Source organism: Deltaproteobacteria bacterium (genome assembly GCA_016210005.1).
In the GTDB taxonomy this organism is placed as follows: Bacteria; Desulfobacterota; Binatia; order HRBIN30; family JACQVA1; genus JACQVA1.
Genome location: JACQVA010000152.1, coordinates 1 through 18,045 on the forward strand (window position 1 = coordinate 1; position 18,045 = coordinate 18,045).

Below are 18,045 nucleotides of genomic sequence, written 5' to 3' on the forward strand. Positions count from 1 at the left end.
GCCTCGATGCGCATGCGAATCGCATCGATCGCACCGACCGGAAAAACCAACCCCGCCGCTTCCACCACCGCCGTCACGCATGTACGTCTACCGCAATCCAACCTCCGTGTCCAGAGGCCACAAGTCGGGCAGGGTCAGGTTTAGCATGGGTCCGAAGATTTCTCCCGTCCCCCCCGTCGGCACGAGCACAGGCGCCGCCGCACAGCGGGCAGCCCACGCCGGCGCGCTGCACTAGCGGCCGGGCGTTTGTGGGTTTACGGCGAAGGGTGTCCGGCTCGGCGCACGAAGCGGCAGCGCCACCACCGTTGATCTCGGGTCGGCTTTTGGTAGCCTGCGGCCAGCCGAGGAGGCCGTAGTGAAACCCGAACGCAAACCCCGCCGACCACATTTTTCTTCCGGCCCCTGCGCCAAGCGGCCGGGCTGGAGCCTCGAAGCCCTGCGCGGCGCGGTCGTCGGACGCTCGCACCGCGCCAAGATCGGCAAAGAGCGGCTCAAAGCGGTGATCGATCGCAGCAAGGCGATTCTGGGCCTGCCGGCGGATTACCGGCTCGGCATCGTTCCCGGATCCGACACCGGCGCCGTGGAGATGGCGCTGTGGTCTCTGCTCGGAGCCCGTCCCGTCGACGTGCTCGCCTGGGAGAGCTTCGGCCAGGGTTGGTTGACCGACGTGACCAAGCACCTCAAGCTCGACGTCCGCGGCTTCACCGCCGACTATGGTGAACTCCCCGATTTGTCGCAGCCCGACTTCACCCGCGACGTTGTCTTCACCTGGAACGGCACCACCTCGGGCGTGCGTGTCCCCGACGGCGCCTGGATCAAGACCGGCCGTACCGGGCTCACGATTTGTGATGCCACGTCGGCGGCGTTCGCGATGAAGCTGCCGTGGGACAAGCTCGACGTCGTCACCTGGTCCTGGCAGAAAGTGCTCGGCGGTGAAGGCGCGCACGGGATGCTGGCGCTGTCACCGCGGGCGGTGGAGCGGCTGCAAACCTACACGCCGGCTTGGCCGTTGCCCAAAGTCTTTCGCCTGACGAAGAAGGGCCAGCTTGACGAGGAGGTGTTCGAGGGCTCGACCATCAACACCCCGTCGATGCTTTGCGTCGAGGACGCCCTCGACGGCCTGGCTTGGGCCGAACGCGAAGGCGGCCTTGACGCTCTGGTCGCTCGCTCGGAGGCGAACTTGGCCACCGTCGCCGCCTGGGTCGAGCGCACCCCGTGGGTGGAGTTCCTCGCGCGCGCGCCGCGCACGCGCTCGTGCACCTCGATCTGCCTGAAGGTCGTCGATCCGTGGTTTGAGAAGTTGGACGCCGAGGCGCGCGCGGCGGCGATCAAGAAGCTGGCCGGCATGCTGGAGAAGGAAGGCGTGGCCTACGACATCGCCGGCTACCGCGACGCACCGCCGGGGCTGCGTATCTGGGGCGGCGCCACGGTCGACAACGATGACATCGTCTGCCTGCTGCCCTGGGTCGACTGGGCGTTCGCCGAGTTGCGCGCCTGAGGTCGGGAGCGGGGATCAGCTGGCGTCTGCCAGCCGATCGAGGAAGGCGAGCGTTGCCGCCGCGGCGTTGTTTGCCGCCAAGTGATAGTAGGCGAAGAACTGCGCCGGAAACCCCGGCAACCCCAGTGGGTCGCCGGCGCCGTCCGACACCGCCCGAAAGGCGATGAACGGCAAGCCGCGCGCGACTGCCTCGCGGGCAATCGCGGCGGTCTCCATATCTTCGGCCACCGGCGCCGCAGCGGCCGTCGCCGAGGCCGCGGCCCTCAACGCATGCCAAACCGCCGGCGCCCTGGCAGCGCTTGCCGTCGTAACGTCACAGCCGAACACATCATCGCCAGCAGCTTGGCAGGGAAACGGTGTGTCGCCGAACGTATCGCTGCTTTGGCCGACACCGCCTATGACAACCGCAGGCTCGTGCGGCAAACACACCGGCTCTTCCAAACTTACGGCCGGCACCAGCGTGCAACGCTCGAGCGCAAGCCTTCGAGGCTGCGCGATATCGCCGGCTAGCGCGAGCCACCCGGGATCGGCGCTGTAAGATGTGCCATCGGCGAGCACCCACGTCGCCGGCACGCTCACATCCGCAATCCGCAGCGAGCTGCCGGCAACACCCGAGACCACCACTCCGGCAACCTCGAAGCGCTCGAGCAGCGCGCGCGTGGTCACGCCGGCGTTGGTCAAGCCGATGCCCGTAAGACCGAGCACCACCGGCACGCCCGCCAGTACCCCCACACGGAACACCCGGCCCTCGATCACCACCGTGTCGTCGATGACGGCCTTTGCCAGCAACGGCGACAGCTCAGCCGGGAACGCGCTCAGTACAGCAAGGAAAGGTGGGGCCGGTTCACCGCTCAGCCTTCCGCCACACGCGCCCGCAACCACGGCAAGCGCGATAGCGATGGCTCGCGGCCACCAACCTCGCGGGTCAAGTATTGAGGCTCGCCTGTGGTTCTTTCTCATTCCTTCTCCAGGTACCAACAAGCTCATTCGACGCCTCGCGGCTATTGCTTGCAGCATACGCCAGGACCGCCTCGCCAACCAACCGCTCCAAGCGCGCCGACGGCGGCACCGCGGGGTTGATCCGCCCTGTCGCTCTGGGGTATCCAGCGCGCATGAGCGGGGAGCAGCAGAGCACGGTTTGGCGCTGGGTCGTACTGGCGGGCGCCGTCACGATCGCTGGGCTGGCGGGCATCTGGCGGCTTATGCCTGCGTCAAACGAGGCCGTGACAGAGGCTGTGACAACGGCTGAGTCTCAGCGCCCCGGCGTGATCCCGAAAGGGCGCAACCCGGCGGTGATGGCCACTCCCAACAGCGCCCACCCTGATCCCGCGCCCCCAGAAGCGGGATCCAAACCTGCGGCCGAGGAGAACGCTTCGGAGTCCGCGGAGGACGAGATTGCCATGGCCTGGGCGGCGGTGGATATGGCCGAGGTCCGCCGGGCGATGCCTGAAAACCTTTACTGGAAACTGTCGCTGCCGACGAAGGATCCGAAGGTGCAGGAAGAGCGCGCGGCCGAGCGCGACCGCTGGAACGTCGAGTACGGTAAGATCCTCTCGGGCACAGGCAGCGAGGAAGAGATCCGCTCCTTCTACGACCACCGCGCGCGGCTCTCGGGCGACTACATCGAATTCGCGACCTACCTGCTCGATCACTATCGCGAACAGTTGCCCGAGCGGGACGTGAGCATGCTGGAGCTGGCGCGGCGCATGCACAACGCGCGGCTTGAAGAGATTCCCCGCAAGTACGAGGAGGCGCTGGAGCGTAAGCGCCAACAAGACGCGGCGCGCGAGGCCTGGTTGGCCGGCGAGGTCGAGTTCGCTGCGCCCGGTCCGGACTCGCAATAGCTGTCTCGGGCTGCGGGCCGATCTAAGTACGCTGCTTCACTAGTCCGCTCACCAGCGAAACAGCAGTGGCAACAACCGCTCGATGCCGGCGGCACGGCGTGGCGAGTAGGGAAACCACGCCTGCTCACGCGCGCGGCTGCGCCGCTCGGCGAGGATGGCCTGCGGCACGCAGAACTGGCGCACTCCCGGCGCGCCGCCGCGGCGGGCGCCGACGCCGCTCTGCTTGACACCACCGAACGGCAAGGCCGGCACCCCGCCGGCGAGCACGCACTCGTTGACGCACACGCTGCCGGTCTCCAGCTGCTTGGCGATGGCGATGCCGCGCTCGGTGTCGCGGGTCCACACGCTGGCGCTCAAGCCGTACGCGCTTTCGTTGGCCAGCCCAACCGCCGCCGCCGCACTCGGCACCGCCATCACACCGACCACGGGTCCGAAGGTCTCCTCGCGCATGATCGCCATGGTGTGGTCGACGCCGTCGAGCACGGTCGGCGCGAAGAAGACCCCCGCGCCGCCACCGGCGATGCGGTGTCCGCCGGTAAGCACCCGGGCGCCGCGCGCCACCGCATCGCGAATGTGCCGCTCGACGATCTCGACCTGGCGAGCGCTGGTGAAGGGGCCGAAGTCGATGGCGGCGCCGGCACCGTTCGGCCCGGTGCGCAGCGCGCGCATCTGCTCGACCAGCAGCCGCTTGAAGCTCTCGGCGACCGCGGCTTCGACGTAGATGCGCTCGATCGACATGCAGACCTGGCCGGTCATTAGGCACGAACCCCAAGCGGCGCCGCGAGCCGCGCGCTCGAGATCGGCGTCGGCGAGCACGATCATGGCGTCCTTGCCGCCGAGCTCGAGCAGCACCGGCGTTAGCCGCCGGCTGGCGCGCTCCATGACGCGGCGGCCGGTGCCCGGAGAGCCGGTTACACAGACCATGTCGGCGTGATCGACCAGCGCCGCGCCGCTAGCGCCTTCGCCGATAACGACCTGCAGCACCCCCGGCGGCAGGACGCGGTTGGCCGCCGCCACCGCGTGCTGCACGGCCAGCGGCGTCAGCTCCGAAGGTTTGACCACCACGCAGTTGCCGGCGAGCAGCGCCGGAATGGCGTCGCCCAAAGCCAGCGTGAGCGGCGCATTCCAGGGCCCGATCACACCAACCACTCCGACCGGTTTGTAGTGGATGATCCCCTTCTTGCCGAACAGCGGCCATGCGCTCACCCGCTCGGGCCGCAACCAGCGGGGGGCGCGGCGGGCAAAGTGGCCGATGTCGAGGCACACGCTCATGAGCTCGCCGACAACGTCAAAGCGAGCCTTGCCGGTCTCGCGCTCGAGCGCGGTGAGAATGTCCCGGCGCGCTGCCACCAGCTCACGGCGAGCGCGGCGGAGCAGCCGGGCGCGCTGTCGTACGGGCAGCGCCGCCCAGGCGGGTTGCGCCTGTCGTGCCTGCTGCACGACTCCCGCGACTCGGGCCTCGTCAGCGATCGGCAGCTCGGCCACGCACTCGCCCGTGCACTTGTCGTACACCTCGAGCACGGCGGCATTGACCTCAGCGGCGAGCGTCGAACCGGCTTCCATCGTACTCTCTTTCCGCTCAGCGCCAGGCCGAGCCCGAGGCGCCCTTGAGCGGCGCGCACGTCCCCGAGTCAGCGGCCGGGGCGCTGAATCCTCTGCGAATCATGGCCGTCGTGAACACCGCATACGCGCCAGTGAAGGTCAGAGTTGAGAGCAAGATCGCCATAAGCGGCGTCCCCGCCGGCGTCACGTCCGCCACCAGCAGGTAGAGCGTCACGCAGATCATGTAGACGTACGTTCCGGCCTGCCCGCCAACGGACCAGAACGGCTGGAACGGCAGGCTGTAGAGCGGGGCGGGCGAGCTACCGGCCGCTCGCAGCCGGGCATCGATCAATTGGTTGATGCCGACGATCACCAGCGCCGTAAACAGCCAGCCGCCGTAGTTACTCAACGGCACGCCGAAGTGAATGCCGGCGGGCTCGTAGTGATACAGGTCGCCGAGATGCCAGTAGCGGCCGAGCAGCGTGATGGGATCGATCACGATATCCATCCAGGTAATCAGTACCGCTGCCAGCACCCAAAGGCGCCAGGATGTGCTCAGGCTATCCGGCTCGACCCGCCGCACGGCAGCGCCGGCGCCGCGCAGCGGTGACAGCAGCGTGCAAGCCGACGAATAGCCGAGGTAGGTGAGTGCGGCGAAGCTCAGCGAGGCGAAGATCGGCACGCCGCCGGCCGCGAGTTCGCCCGCGAAGCTTTCCTGGTGGTACACGTAGTAGCCAAACGGAAACCCGGTGTGCGTGCTGCTGAATTCCACCAGCCAACCGATGGCGGTGCCGGTCACCAGCCAGAGCAGCATTCGCCTCACACCGCGCTCGGCGAGCGCGAGAATCGCAAACGCCGCAAGGTTGGCAAGCACAGCCGGTCGGTTGACCAACATCAGATATGCTACCTCCATGATCGGCTCGCCTCCTAGCTGGGGCTGTCTATCCCCGCATCAGCACTGCGCCGCCTTCGTCCCCCCAGCGGCCTTCTTCTGCCACAACCGGCCTGCGTTTTGCCAGGGCGGCGGCGGTTCCCCAATCCGGCTCTCCGCGAAGACAGCAGGAAACAGCCGACAGGCGCCGAAGATAGCGCCAGACACGGCCTCCCGGGAGCGGCCGTGAGGCGGCGCCTCCCCTTCCAGTAGCGCGCGCATGTCGTGGGTGGCATTGGGAGCATCATCTCGAGCCACTCGGCGACTGCCCACCGCCGCAGCCGTCGCTACTGGTATAAGGCCGGCTCAAGACGGGCTAGCAACGTCAATGGTCTGCTTTGATTGAAGCGGAGAGGGAGGGATTCGAACCCTCGGTAGAGGTTTAAGCCCCTACACACGCTTAGCAGGCGTGCGCCTTCGACCACTCGGCCACCTCTCCAAGCGAAAAGACCTTGATTTCACTACATCCGCCGTCGTCTGATTGCAACGGCCTGCAAGTAAATTCACACCGCCATCATGGCCATTGGCCGGCATGGTCGAGCGCGCTGAAGAAGCGGGCGATGTCATCCTCATTGTTGTAGAAGTGCGGCGCCAGGCGTACGCCGCCGCCCCGTGGGCGGCAAAGGATGCCCTGGCGCCGCAGGCTGCTGACGAGCTGACTGGGATCGTCGCCAAGGCGAAAAGTAAGGATGCCGGAGCGCTCTTGTTCTCGCCACGGGCTTAGGATCTGCGCGCCGCGCGCGCGCAAGCCCTCGGCCAGCAGCGCGCTCAGCTCGAGCACGCGCGTCTCGATGGCCGCCGCACCGGCGTCGTGCAGAAGATCGAGCGCCGCCCCTAGCGCATGGATGCCTAAGTACGGCGGTGTGCCGGGCTCCAAACGCCCGGCATCGCTGCGTAGCTCGAAACGGTACGGCAAGTAGTGGTCGGCGTCGGTGACGCTCTTCCAGCCGAGTAACGTGGGCTGCACCTGCTCGATCACCCGCGGCGAGACGTACAAGCAGCCGCAACCCTCCGGTGCCAGCAACCACTTGTGGCCGCCGGCCGCCAGGCAATCGATCAGCGCCTGCGTGACATCAATCGGCAACGCCCCAACTGCCTGAATGGCGTCGACGCAAAACAGGAATCCGCGCTCGCGGCAAAAGGCGCCGAGGGCGCGCAGGTCGCAGCGAAATCCCGTCTGCCAGTCCACCGCGCTGACTGCCAGCAGGCGGGTACGGGCATCGCTGGCAGCACGGACTTCATCAACGCCGAAGCGGCCATTGCGTGGCGTGACCATGCGCGTATCCACGCCGAAGCGGCGCAGCCCCCACCAGGGGTAAACGTTCGACGGGTAGTCGCCATCGATGGCGATGATGTTGTCACCCGCCCGCCAACTGAGACCGCCGGCGACCAGCGACAAGCCTTCCGAGGTGTTGGTGATGAACGCGATGTCGGACGCCTGCGCCCCGATCAAACGGGCGAAAGCCGCACGCACCGCCTGGGCGCGTTGCTCCCAGGCCTGGTGCACACGACCGTCGACGGCAGTGGCCTGCTCGATGAAGCCGGTCACCGCACGAGCAACCCGCAGAGAAACCGACGACACGCCGGCATGGTTGAAATTGATCAGTTGCTCACACGAGGGGAACTCTGCCCGCCACCGCGCGTATTCCATTGCCCACCTCCGCTGCGCTCTTTATACTCGACCCATGGACCGGTTGCAGCGTTTCTTCGCAACGATTGTTCAGCGGGCGTTTTGGGAGCTCGGCCTGGCTGAGCCACCCGTGGTCGAACACGTCAGCCAGGTGCTGGCCGCTTTTGCCAGCGCCGACAACCTCTATCGGCTGCGTTCGCTCGAGGGCAAACGGGTCGAGAGCCTGGTACAAATGATGATCGAGCTGCCCGGCGCCGGCGAGCGTAAGCGGCTGGAGCGCGAGCGCGACCTGCGCCGTTACATCGGGGACTATGCCCTGTTCATGAGCGGGATCTTTCGCAGCCACGCCGAGCGCGGCGGCTTCCTGGGCTACTACATCCAGACCGGCCGAGATTCGTACTGGAGCGTGTCTGAACTCGATGTGGCGCTCTATCGCTCGGGCTTCCTGCTCTTCCAAGATCTGTCGCGCAATTTCGAGTTCTACTCCGGGGCGCTGGACTACCTGCGCAAAGCGTATTTTGTACCGAGCCCAGGCACCGATCCGTTCGCTGACTTTCTCAAACACGTGGACGGTTGGGTGCGCCGGGGCATTTCTGCCAACTAAACGAGTCGCGTGGAGTGCTTTACTATCTCCCCGTGGTCGTGCCACAAGCGCTGGTAAGTCACCATGACGGACCTGCCGGGTAGCGAGCATCGTTGCGAGCACAACCCGCCCCAGCGGGTGATCACTCTGGTCTCACGGCGACCGCCGCGCCACACCGGCGCTAGGGTGGCCCTGCTGGTGGCCGTGCTGGTCGCCGGTGCCGCTGGGGTGTGGTGGTGGCAGGCAAGCTCGGCGCCAAACGCGGCCAAGTCCCCCAGCGCTTCGCCGCCGGCCGCGCCCGAGCCGCCACTGCCGCTGGCTGCTCCCGATCGCTTCACCGTAGCGCTGGCGCATCTGGGTAACGATACTGACGGCCTGGAAGAGCAGCGGCTGGTGGCCGCGCTGGCCGATGCCGAACCCGCGCAACTACTGCGCTTCGACCGCACCATCGCTCCGACCGGCATGGGGCTGGGCGCAAGCACCAGAGCTGGGCACGACACGGCTCGTGGCTATCTAGCCGAAGCCGGGGCCCAGGCGGTGATGTGGGGCGTCGTTACCGGCCACCAGGAAGAACAACTGGTGAGCTTGTGCTGGACGCTGGCCTCGCAACTGCGACATGGCGGCCGCTGGGGGCGCTACGAGCTGCCGGGCGAGCTGCTGCTGCCGGCCGTGGGTTGGCGCGAGCTTGCCGATGTCGTCCGGCTCTTGGTGGTCGCTCACAGTCTGGAGTTCTACGGTGCCGAGGCCGGCCCCTCACCCGAACGCCTGCGGACACTGGTGGAAACGGTTCGGCCGCTGGCCTACGCGCCGCGCGGGCGCCGAGTCATGAGCAATGAGTCCCGCGCCAACCTGCGCTTTGCGCTGGCGACCGCGCTGGCGCTCTACGGAGAGCACACCGGCCGCGCCGAGGCGTTGCAGGAGGCGGTGACCATTTTGCGCGAGTTGCTCGCCGAGGGGCTCGCCGGGAACGAGTCGCTGCGGCCGGCGGCGGTACAAAACAACTTGGGTAACGCACTGTCTCGCCTCGGCGTGGTGGTTCCCGACGTGGCTTCGCAGCGGGCTTATCTCGAACGCGCCACGTCCGCCTATCAGGCTGCCGTGATGGAGCTCTCGGGCAAGGGCGACCGGCCGTCCTGGGCCACAGCGCAGAGCAATCTCGGCACTGCGTTGACGGCCTTAGGTGAACGCGCCTACAGCACCAGCCAACTCGAGCAGGCGGGCGCCGCCTTCCGTGCGGCATTGACGGAGCGTGCCCGCGATCGCGACCCGCTGGCGTGGGTGGCGACGCAGATCGGGCTGGGTGTGAGTTTGCGTAGACTCGGCGAGCGCAGCAAACAAGCCGGCACCGTGTGCCAGGCCCTCGAGGCCCATCTCTCGGCGTGGGCGGCGCTGGGCACGCACGCGGCTGTGTACGGCGGGCGTACGGCGGCGGAGATCGAGCGCGACCGGCGCGTGCTGGAATCGGCTTTCAGCCCAGCCGAGGTGCGCGACTGCTTCAAGCGCAACGAGGCCCAGCTGAGCCGGCTGCCGCGCCCGCCCGCACCGCCGCCCTGAAGGAGTGATTGCGGCAATGCGTGCGCTGCGCTGGTTCGGCTCCTTCCTGTTCGTCTTTGGAGCGATCATGCTGGTGCTGGTGTACGTCCAGTACCAGGACATCAGCACGGGTGCGCCGATGGAGAGCCTTGTGCGCAAGATCACCTCGATCCAGATACAGCTGGAAGATCTGCATCGCAGCGTCGGCTCCGCCATCACCGTTCGCCAGCACTCGAGCACTGCGCGCGAACGCTTACAGCGCCTCTACGAGATCGAGGCGCTCCCGTGAGCATGCGGCTTGCGCTGGTGGCTAAATGGCCTCGCCGCCATTGACCATAGTCGTACCGGCGGAGGTCCAGGGACAACGGCTCGACGTGTTCCTGGTGCGCACCCTTGCCCAGGCCTCGCGCGAGCGGGTGCGGGAGCTGATTGCGGCCGGTGGTGTGCGGGTCAACGGACACCGGCGCGCCAAAGGGACGCGGGTCGCCGCCGGCGATGTCTTGTTCATCGAAGGCTGGGACGCGGCGGGCGCAGCAGCGCCGGCCGCCAACCCGAGCTTGAGCCTGTCCGTGCTCTACCAAGATGCCGAGGTGTTGGTGCTCGATAAGCCGGCCGGTATGCCCACGCATGCCCTGCGCAGTGATGAGCGGCATACGCTGGCCAACTTTCTCCTGGCGCAATTCCCTGAGCTGAGCACGGTCGGCAAGGACCTGAGGGAACCCGGCCTGGTGCACCGTCTCGACACCGACACCTCCGGCGTCGTGCTGGTGGCGCGGACCGCGGTGGTCTGGGGACTACTACGCGAGCAATTCACCCGCCGGCAAGTCCACAAGGAGTATGTCGCCCTGGTGGCGGGTGAGGTGGTGCACGGCGGCGAGATCAGGACCGCGATCGCTCATGACCGGCGCCATCGCCGCCGCATGCGTGTGTGCACCAGTGCCGAGCAAGCCGCGGCCTTGCGCGCGCGTCCGGCCATCACGAGTTACCGGCCGTTGCAGCGGCTGCCCGGGGCTACGCTGCTGGCCGTCGAGATCGCCACCGGTGTCATGCACCAGGTGCGGGTGCACTTGGCATCAATCGGCCATCCGCTGGTGGGCGACCGGTTGTACGGCGGCCCGCCGGCCGCACGGCACATGTTGCACGCCTCATGCATCGCTTTCGTGCACCCGCGAACGGGAGCACGGGTGCGGGTGGAGAGTGCGCCGCCCGAGGATTTCCAAGTCGCGGTGGCGTCGCGCGGTGGTCAGGTGCGGGGCCGACTGGGTGGCGGTTGACTCGCCGACAGCGCGGATGCCGGTTACGCCGCGCGGCCTTTCGGCTTGGCCGACTTGACGCAGGCGCCGCAGAGGTTGTGAACATTGTTGGGGTCCTCCACCAGGCCGTCGTCCATGTTGTGGCAGATCTTTCTGCACTCGGCGCAAATGAAGTACACGCCCTCGATGGTCTTGTTGATGCGCTCTCGGTTGAGGATGCGGCCCTTCAGCTTGTCGACGCGAATTCCCAGGAGGGTTTCGTACTGCCGCTTGATCTTACGGCGGCCGGCCTCATCCTTGGGCAGGTCGCCCTCTTCGACACCCTCGTCGCGTTCGTCCACCTCGAAGATGCTGTGCCCTTTGCGTACTTTTTCCTTCTTGGAGGTGCGGCCCATTGACATCCCCCCTCTCTTAGCGCGTGCGTTCGCTGAACCCACACTCCTTTTCGCAAACCCAGAAGAAGCCCTTGCGCCCGTAGCCGGTGAAATAAGTCACGCGGCTGTCGGCACCGCAGTTGGGGCACGCTCGCGCCCGTGCGACCTTATCCGCCGATTTCTGAGCGGTCTTGGCTTTCTTCTCGGCCATGTCCTGGTCCTCCTAGCGTAAACAGTGCGCTCACACGAGCCGACGACTACGATGGTTCAGGGTGGCAGCGCAGCTCGAAAAAAAACCGGCCGCGCTTGAGCAAGCCGAGACCGGTTGCGTTACACCCCGAAGCGGAATGTATAACGGACGGCAGTCAGCCAGTCAACGTTGCGCTCGTGGCCTACTCACTAAGCGGTACCCGGACGATCATCTGTGCCGGCAAACTGAAGTTGCCGCCCATATCACGCAGCTGTACCGTCACCAGGGTATCGCCGGGTGGGAAAGCGAAGGCGTGGGCAACCGGGGCGCAGAACTGAGCCGTGCTGTTGGCGTTGACGAATTTGAAATCACCGTCGGGCAACAACGTGCAGGCCTCGCCTCGATCCCGGCCCGATGATGTGCCCGAACCGTCGACGAAGCGGCAACCGAGATCGCTCAGGGCATCGGCGACCGCTTGCGTGGGCGAGAAGTCGGGCGGGGTAACTGCCGGAACACCGCCGATATCGGGCAACCGATTGTCGCACACGGCGGTGCTGCCGTTGCCCAGCGCTCGCGAGACGAGCACCTGAAGATCCGGTCGCACGGTGGGATCATCGGCTTCGTACGCGTACGTGTCCAAGCCCACTCGTTTGCGGCTACCGCCTGGGCGACCCTCGACCACCAAGCTGAAGTTGAAGCCGAGCGGACGGCTGTAGATTGGGACGCCCCCGGCAAACCCGCTCGGCGTCGGGACGGTACCGTCCGCATTCACCGCGCCGATGAAGCTGATGCCGGGCCCTGGGAACGGGGTATTGGTAGGCGTGCGCGTGATGCTCGGGGTGAAGGTGACGCTCGGCGTCCTGGTTATCGTGGGTGTTGCCGTAGGGGTTCCGGTGTTGGTCGGGGTTCGCGTCAGGGTCGGCGTGCGGGTCAGCGTCGGCGTCCGAGTGATGGTTGGGGTCAGCGTGATGGTTGGGGTGCGGGTCAGGGTTGGTGTCAGGGTTGGTGTCGCGGTGAGCGTGATGGTGGGCGTCGGCGTAATCGTTGGTGTGGCAGTCGGGGTACGAGTCGGCGTGATGGTAGCGGTCGGTGTCGGCGAGGCGGTCGAGGTTGTGGTTGGTGTCGGCGTTGGTGTTCCCGTCAGCGTAGGCGTGCGCGTGAGGCTCGGCGTCGCCGTCCGGGTGCGAGTTGCCGATTGGCTGGGGGTAGCCGTCGGCGAAGCGGTTGGTGAGGACGTGCGGGTGTGAGTAACCGTCGGCGTTGCTGTCGCTGTCGCTGTCGGCGTGCGGGTTCGCGACGGGGTGACGGTGAGCGTCCGCGTGACGGTAGCGCTGTTGGTTGGGGTGTTTGTGGGCGGGCGCGTGCCGGTTATGGTTGGCGTTGGCGTTCCCGTCACTGTCGGTGTGCGTGTGCGCGACGGGGTGCGCGTGAAGGTCTCGGTAGGAGTCGTAGTCTGGGTCAAAGTCGCCGTGGGCGTCCTGGTGGCGGACGCGCTGGCAGTGGGCGCCGCCGTTGGGCTCAGGGTGGCGGTACGGGTTGCCGTGGGAGTGCGGCTCGGGGTGATAGTGGGCGAAAGACTGGCCGAGTAAGTCGGGGTGGCGGTGCGACTGGCAAACGGGGTTGAGGTAACACTGGCGGTGGCCGTGCTCGATCCTGTCGGAGTAATGGTCCGCGTCTGAGTTGGCGTGGGGGTGTCACTGGGCGTGCGGGTGGCAGTGCGGGTGCGACTCGGTGTTACCGACGGAGTCAGACTAGGCGTTGGGCTCTGAGTTGGAGTGAAGGTTGGCGGCCGCGTGCCAGTTATGGATGGAGTTGCGGTTCCGGTTGAAGTGGGCGTGCGGGTACGGCTCGGGGTGACGGATGGGGTGCTGGTTGGAGTCGCCGAGGCCGTTCGCGTTGGAGTGTTCGACGGCGTTGCGGTGTTGCTCGGGGTGCTCGATGCGCTAGCCGTTGGTGTACGGGTGCGAGTACTCGAGCTAGTCGGCGAACTGGTCGGCGTCCTTGAGAACGAGGAGGTCGGCGTTGCTGTCGCGGTCGGGGTAAGGGTCGGAGAACTTGTCGGCGGCCGGGTGCCGGTGACTGTAGCGGTCACAGTCGGCGAGCGCGTTGGGGTACCGCTGCGAGTTGCAGTGCGCGTGGGGCTGGCGGTGGCTGACGCGGTAAGCGTCGGCGTCGCCGATCTTGTCGGCGTGGCAGTGGGAGTGGACGACGGCGTCGGCGTGCGCGTGGACGTAGGCGAAGCCGTCCTGGTAGCCGAAGCGGTCATCGTCGCGCTGGGCGGCGGCGGACTCGCCGTCCCGCTTGGGGTAATGGTGGCAGTGGCAGTTGGCCTCAAGGTTCGAGTTCGGCTCGGGCTGGCGGTATGAGTTGGCGGGGCAGTTGCGGTAGTTGTAACGGTCGCCGAGCGGGTTGTTGTCGCAGTGGGAGTGGCAGTGCGAGAGGTCGTTGGCGTGAGCGCACGGGTTGCAGAAGCGGTGGCGGTCGGTGAAGCGCTGGGGCGGGGTGTGCGGGTGCGGGTGGCCGTGAAGGTTGCGCTCGGGTTCGGGCTGGTCGGGGTTGTGCTGGGCGTGACCGGGTTGCCGATGTGAATTACGATTTGTTGGACCGGTCCGACATTGCCGGCGTCGTCGCGCAGGCGGGCGGTCAGTCGGGTATCGCCGTTCGGGAACTGCAGTTCCGACGAGATCAGCGCGCAGAACTGCGAGCGCGTACCGGGGTTGACGAAGGCAGGATTGCCGAACTCGTTGAGGGTACAGGCCGCGACCGGATTGCCGACAACGTCGAAGCGGCAACCGAAGTCGTTGAGCGCGTCGGCCACCGCTTGCGAGGGGCCGAAGTCCGGTGGATCGATGGCGGGGACGCCGGTGTCGCAGATTGCGCGACTGCCGTCACCTAGGGCACTAGCGGCAAGCAACTGAAGATCCGGGCGAATGCTGGGGTCGTCGGCGCGGAAGTTGAGCACTCGGGTACCGACCGGATTGCCGTTGGTACCCGGCGAGCCTTCTAGGACCAGTCGGAAGCCAACCCCCGTCAAGCGTTGATAGACCGGCATGCCATCTATCGTGGCAAACGGCTCGACGCGGGTGCCATCCGCCGCCACCAGGCCGAAAAACGTCAGGATCGGCCCGGGCGCCGGCGTTGCCGTGGGTGTGGGCGATGCGGGGTAATGGATCAGTGCCACCAGGGCGGATATGTCGGCAGCGGTTACCAAGCCGTCTTCGTTTGCATCGATGCCGGCGCAACTGGCCACGGAGCCGCCATCCGCGTCGGCCACCCGATCGCCGTCACCGTCGGTCAACTCAGCTCCGAGCAACAGCAGATCCGCCGAGGTCACCTGTCCGTCGCAATCAGCGTCTCCCAATGCCGACGGGCTAGCTGCAGGGGCGAGGCCCGCCATCCCCAGCGCTAAGACCACCGCCCACGCGATCGCGTGCCGCCAGGGTCGATATTGGGCCAGTCTGCGCACGTTAAAGACGCGCAACTATGCCGATGCGGGTTGCCGGGGTCAATATCCGCTGTGCTTGATTCCGCTTGTCAACCCAAAGGGCAGCAAGGTAAGAGAGGAGCCACATCACAAGGAGGGACTCATGGCGAAAGCAAAACGGCCCGCCCCCAAGCGCTCAGCCACCGAACCACTGGCCAACCTGCGCGAGAACATGCGCCGATTGCAGCACGACGCCGAGCAGTTGCTCGCGCGCACGCGCAAGCAAGCCTCGAGCTTGATCTCGCGCGACCAGCGGCGTGCACTCGATCGCTTGGTTGATGAAGCGAAACGCCTGCGGGGTGATTTCGAAAAGCGCGCTCAGCGGGCGCAGAAGGACGTGGAAACCAGGGCCGAGAAGCTCTTGGGCAGCATTGAACAGCAGCTGATCAAGCGGCTAGAGCCCATACTGAGGCGGCTCGATGTGCCCACGCGCAAGGAAGTTCAGGCCCTCAACCGGCGCCTGGCGCAGATCGAAGGCCGCCTGAAAGCTCCGGCGCCGCCGCCACCAGTGCCCGCCAGCCCGCCAGAGGCGGCGGATACCCCGCTTGTCTCCTAAACTTCGTGGACCACTCATTGAACCAGCGCGCCCGGGATCAGGTATCCCGGGTGCGCCGGGAGCGCGACTCGCACCGGCGGCTTGCCCTTCTGCGACAGCACTTCGACATGCACCCGCGCGATGCCGCGCCGGACAATCCCCAGCCGGCGCGCCGCCGCATACGAGAGATCGATGCCTCGTCCCTCGACATATGGCCCGCGGTCATTGATGCGGATGACGACCGAGCGGCCGTGCTTCATGTCGGTTACCCGCACCAGGCTGCCAAGCGGCAGGCTACGATGCGCCCCGCTCAGCTGCTCGGGATCAAAGCGGGCGCCGCTGGCCGTAAGCCGATTCTTGAACGCCTCGCCGTACCAGGAAGCCTTCGTCACCATCCGCCGAGGATGGAGTTGTCGGGCGCCGGCAGGTGCGGCAGCGGCTAGTAGGACGGCAAAGCTGAGGGGCAGGATGACGAACACCCGGAATAGTTGGGACTGCGGCCTGCGCATGGCTTGGCTCTCCTTTCTGTGACATACCCGGAGAGAGGCCTGCCCCAACACCACCACCAACCGCCAAAAAGAAAAGCCAGAGGATCACTCCCCTGGCTCCATCCAGTTTGGCTCCTCTCCTTGAAGGCCGACGAAGTTAGCTGACGGGTTCGGGTTCAAAGAGTTACCCGTCCCGATTGCTGCCAACCGGGATTCACCCCAATACGGAAAACTGGGTCCTCCGTTCCTCTTCTCAGAGGATTAGGCCTATGTCACGGGCTTCGTCTATCCCGTTTCCACCCTAAAGGCAACAACGGAGTTGCGGCTCGAAACGACTGCGAGGCTGTCTGCGAATGCGTGTGCGGAACGACACAGCGACTCAATTCCACCGCGACGTTATCTATTTGACGGCGGTTGCGCGCCTTGCTGGGAATCACCGAAGGCTCCCCTTCTCAGGTCCGGTGGCACGTGCCGTGCTGCCGGTTGTGGTACCAGGGTGACGCTGACGAGGATGACGCTGGCCGACGGGAGGGAGTAAGCAATGTCGTTTGAGAATCAGAACAATGGAGCATCGGTCGCGCTGCTGCGGCGCCGTCTGAACATGACTCAGGAGGAGTTCGCGCACGCGATCGGGGTGACCGTCTCGACGGTCAATCGCTGGGAGAACGGCCACATCGAGCCCAGCCGCCTGGCGCGCAAGGCCATGCAGGTGTTGGCTGCCCAGGCCTCGATTCCGGTTGAGCTGGCGGGAGCCGGAGCCGGCAACGGCTCGATGCACAAAGAGTCATAACCGAGTCACACCTCGCGCCAGCTTCTCGTCCAACGCCCACCTCATCGACGGTTTACCTCCTGCGCGCGGATATCCCGCGCGGGCGGGTTGCCTTCCAATACGTGTCGCCGGAAGAACACGCCGAACTTCTTGCCGCTTATGCTCTCCACCACTCGCCGGAACTTCGTCGTATCCACCGTCGTCCGGTTGCGAGCCAACTCCATCACGACGTCGTCGAGCCGCCGACTGCCAGCCGTTGCGCGCTGAATCCGTTGGTCCAAGTCATACATGAGCAGCGGCGCGCTGTTGTTGGTTGCGCGGTTATCGTATTGCTTAGTCATATCGACTTGCCAGAGGCCATAGCGCTGGAAATAGTCCAGCCCGCGGCCAAAGCCGGTGGCATCGAGCAGGCCGCTGCGGCGCTGCAACTCCAGCGCGTAGTACTCGGCTAGCCCCTCTTCGATCCAGTCGGCGTCGGCTGCGGCTCGGTACGGCTGCAGCACATGAAACAATTCGTGGAGGTAGGGCGAGGTCTTGTCCGCTGTGCGCAATGGGCGCCCGGCGTGGATGAAGAACGAACCGGCACCGCTGATGCCACCACGCCACATCGGGTCGCCAGCACTCACAATTAGGATACGCTCGGGAGCCTCGGGAAAGAGCTTCCGCGCCACCGGCAGAGTGCGGTCGTAGAAGCGCAGCAACTCCGCCAGTGGCACGGTGCCGCCTGGGACGCGCGCCGCCTGCAGCATGATGCCGGCGATTTCCTGGCGCTCCATCTCGAGGTTCCCCAGAGCGATCCAGCCCCGCGGGCGATCGAGCACCTTCCCCGGTTCAATCAGGAGATAGATGTTCGTCCCGATGGCTTCGTGAGCCGCAGCGCTACGCCAACCCGCGGGCAAGCGAAAGATCAGCCGCGCGCGCGACTTGGGTGCTTGTTTACCCCGCGGCGTATAGTTCAGCAGGATGCGCGGAAATAGGTCGCGGGCACGAGTGATCACCCAGTCCGTTCCGGCATAGCTGTCGTGGCGCTGCTGCCGGCCGCGCTGGTGGTCAATGCGGACTTGGTAACTGAGGTGGGCGTAAGGGCCGCCCGGTACCCAACGAATCGACCCCGGAGCATGCTCGAGGGTGCCGCTGCCGGCAAAGCCCTCGAAACGCTCGGCCGGGAAGCGCAGGCGGAAGTCCTCAATCTCGTCGATGCCGGACAACTCCCAGCGAACCAGCGCCCGGCGTGGGTCCTTGGCGGCAATGGTGACGATGTAGTCGATCGCAAAGGTGCTCTTGCTCGCGGCCAGCGCCGGAGCCACCACCGCCAACGCCGCCGCCAGCGCGAGCAGCAACCATGGGCACCGGCCATGGCCCGATCGAACTTTGCGCGCGTGCACCAGCGC

22 protein-coding genes and 1 tRNA gene are annotated in these 18,045 nt (G+C 66.4%); 13 read left to right on the forward strand and 10 right to left on the reverse strand.

Features of this window, described 5'->3' with window-relative positions; all coding sequences use genetic code 11:
* The first annotated feature begins 355 nt into the window (after nt 1-355).
* Nucleotides 356-1,498 (forward strand): phosphoserine transaminase, encoded by a 1,143-nt coding sequence (locus tag HY699_14445; protein MBI4517005.1) that lies wholly within the window; start codon nt 356-358, stop codon nt 1,496-1,498.
* A 15-nt stretch (nt 1,499-1,513) separates the two neighbouring features.
* On the opposite strand, the gene HY699_14450 is transcribed toward HY699_14445, so the two are convergent.
* On the reverse strand, nt 1,514-2,287 hold the full coding sequence (locus HY699_14450; protein ID MBI4517006.1) for a hypothetical protein: 774 nt from the start codon (nt 2,285-2,287) through the stop codon (nt 1,514-1,516).
* 323 nt (nt 2,288-2,610) lie between these two features.
* Here HY699_14450 and HY699_14455 point away from each other — a divergent pair, with 323 nt between their 5' ends.
* Entirely contained in the window at nt 2,611-3,342 is a 732-nt protein-coding gene (locus HY699_14455; protein MBI4517007.1) for a hypothetical protein, read from the forward strand.
* Between the two features lie 48 nt (nt 3,343-3,390).
* Here the strand turns inward: HY699_14455 and HY699_14460 are convergent, their stop codons facing one another.
* The 4 genes from HY699_14460 to HY699_14475 form a co-directional block, all read right to left on the reverse strand.
* Entirely contained in the window at nt 3,391-4,905 is a 1,515-nt protein-coding gene (locus HY699_14460; protein MBI4517008.1) for an aldehyde dehydrogenase family protein, read from the reverse strand.
* 16 nt (nt 4,906-4,921) lie between these two features.
* Nucleotides 4,922-5,797 (reverse strand): carotenoid biosynthesis protein, encoded by an 876-nt coding sequence (locus HY699_14465; protein ID MBI4517009.1) that lies wholly within the window; start codon nt 5,795-5,797, stop codon nt 4,922-4,924.
* A gap of 366 nt (nt 5,798-6,163) precedes the next feature.
* Nucleotides 6,164-6,254, reverse strand: a tRNA-Ser gene (locus HY699_14470).
* Nucleotides 6,255-6,329: 75 nt separating this feature from the next.
* Nucleotides 6,330-7,466, reverse strand: coding sequence for an aminotransferase class V-fold PLP-dependent enzyme (locus HY699_14475; GenBank protein ID MBI4517010.1), 1,137 nt, complete (start codon nt 7,464-7,466; stop codon nt 6,330-6,332).
* Between the two features lie 34 nt (nt 7,467-7,500).
* Between HY699_14475 and HY699_14480 the strand changes: the two genes are divergently transcribed.
* The 4 genes from HY699_14480 (at nt 7,501) to HY699_14495 (ending at nt 10,835) form a co-directional block, all read left to right on the forward strand.
* A complete protein-coding gene (locus tag HY699_14480; protein ID MBI4517011.1) occupies nt 7,501-8,049 on the forward strand; it encodes a hypothetical protein in 549 nt (182 codons plus the stop codon).
* A gap of 63 nt (nt 8,050-8,112) precedes the next feature.
* The gene (locus HY699_14485) at nt 8,113-9,582 is read left to right on the forward strand and encodes a hypothetical protein (GenBank protein ID MBI4517012.1); all 1,470 of its coding nucleotides are present in this window, start codon (nt 8,113-8,115) and stop codon (nt 9,580-9,582) included.
* 16 nt (nt 9,583-9,598) lie between these two features.
* On the forward strand, nt 9,599-9,850 hold the full coding sequence (locus tag HY699_14490; GenBank protein MBI4517013.1) for a hypothetical protein: 252 nt from the start codon (nt 9,599-9,601) through the stop codon (nt 9,848-9,850).
* 25 nt (nt 9,851-9,875) lie between these two features.
* Nucleotides 9,876-10,835, forward strand: a complete 960-nt coding sequence (locus tag HY699_14495) for an RluA family pseudouridine synthase (GenBank protein ID MBI4517014.1) — start codon at nt 9,876-9,878, stop codon at nt 10,833-10,835.
* Nucleotides 10,836-10,858: 23 nt separating this feature from the next.
* Here HY699_14495 and HY699_14500 read toward each other — a convergent pair whose 3' ends face one another.
* The 3 genes from HY699_14500 to HY699_14510 form a co-directional block, all read right to left on the reverse strand.
* Nucleotides 10,859-11,215: a hypothetical protein gene (locus HY699_14500; protein MBI4517015.1), complete on the reverse strand. Its 357-nt coding sequence runs from the start codon at nt 11,213-11,215 to the stop codon at nt 10,859-10,861.
* A 10-nt stretch (nt 11,216-11,225) separates the two neighbouring features.
* Nucleotides 11,226-11,399 carry a hypothetical protein gene (locus HY699_14505; protein ID MBI4517016.1) on the reverse strand — a complete coding sequence of 58 codons (174 nt, stop codon included), beginning with the start codon at nt 11,397-11,399 and terminating at the stop codon, nt 11,226-11,228.
* A gap of 181 nt (nt 11,400-11,580) precedes the next feature.
* Nucleotides 11,581-12,018, reverse strand: a complete 438-nt coding sequence (locus tag HY699_14510) for a hypothetical protein (protein MBI4517017.1) — start codon at nt 12,016-12,018, stop codon at nt 11,581-11,583.
* Nucleotides 12,019-12,166: 148 nt separating this feature from the next.
* Here HY699_14510 and HY699_14515 point away from each other — a divergent pair, with 148 nt between their 5' ends.
* From HY699_14515 to HY699_14540, 6 genes are all read left to right on the forward strand, one after another.
* Nucleotides 12,167-12,625 carry a hypothetical protein gene (locus tag HY699_14515; protein ID MBI4517018.1) on the forward strand — a complete coding sequence of 153 codons (459 nt, stop codon included), beginning with the start codon at nt 12,167-12,169 and terminating at the stop codon, nt 12,623-12,625.
* Between the two features lie 36 nt (nt 12,626-12,661).
* Complete coding sequence (locus HY699_14520) at nt 12,662-12,967, forward strand: hypothetical protein (GenBank protein MBI4517019.1); 306 nt, start codon at nt 12,662-12,664, stop codon at nt 12,965-12,967.
* Nucleotides 12,968-13,171: 204 nt separating this feature from the next.
* Complete coding sequence (locus HY699_14525) at nt 13,172-13,744, forward strand: hypothetical protein (protein MBI4517020.1); 573 nt, start codon at nt 13,172-13,174, stop codon at nt 13,742-13,744.
* Nucleotides 13,745-13,810: 66 nt separating this feature from the next.
* Nucleotides 13,811-13,966: a hypothetical protein gene (locus HY699_14530; protein ID MBI4517021.1), complete on the forward strand. Its 156-nt coding sequence runs from the start codon at nt 13,811-13,813 to the stop codon at nt 13,964-13,966.
* Nucleotides 13,963-14,274, forward strand: a complete 312-nt coding sequence (locus HY699_14535; protein ID MBI4517022.1) for a hypothetical protein — start codon at nt 13,963-13,965, stop codon at nt 14,272-14,274. Before HY699_14530 ends, HY699_14535 begins: the two co-directional genes overlap by 4 nt.
* A gap of 691 nt (nt 14,275-14,965) precedes the next feature.
* Nucleotides 14,966-15,418, forward strand: coding sequence for a phasin family protein (locus HY699_14540; protein ID MBI4517023.1), 453 nt, complete (start codon nt 14,966-14,968; stop codon nt 15,416-15,418).
* A gap of 14 nt (nt 15,419-15,432) precedes the next feature.
* Here the strand turns inward: HY699_14540 and HY699_14545 are convergent, their stop codons facing one another.
* Complete coding sequence (locus HY699_14545; GenBank protein MBI4517024.1) at nt 15,433-15,906, reverse strand: septal ring lytic transglycosylase RlpA family protein; 474 nt, start codon at nt 15,904-15,906, stop codon at nt 15,433-15,435.
* 520 nt (nt 15,907-16,426) lie between these two features.
* Between HY699_14545 and HY699_14550 the strand changes: the two genes are divergently transcribed.
* Nucleotides 16,427-16,675: a helix-turn-helix transcriptional regulator gene (locus tag HY699_14550; protein ID MBI4517025.1), complete on the forward strand. Its 249-nt coding sequence runs from the start codon at nt 16,427-16,429 to the stop codon at nt 16,673-16,675.
* Nucleotides 16,676-16,716: 41 nt separating this feature from the next.
* Here the strand turns inward: HY699_14550 and HY699_14555 are convergent, their stop codons facing one another.
* The gene (locus tag HY699_14555; protein MBI4517026.1) at nt 16,717-18,039 is read right to left on the reverse strand and encodes a hypothetical protein; all 1,323 of its coding nucleotides are present in this window, start codon (nt 18,037-18,039) and stop codon (nt 16,717-16,719) included.
* Nucleotides 18,040-18,045 lie beyond the last annotated feature (6 nt).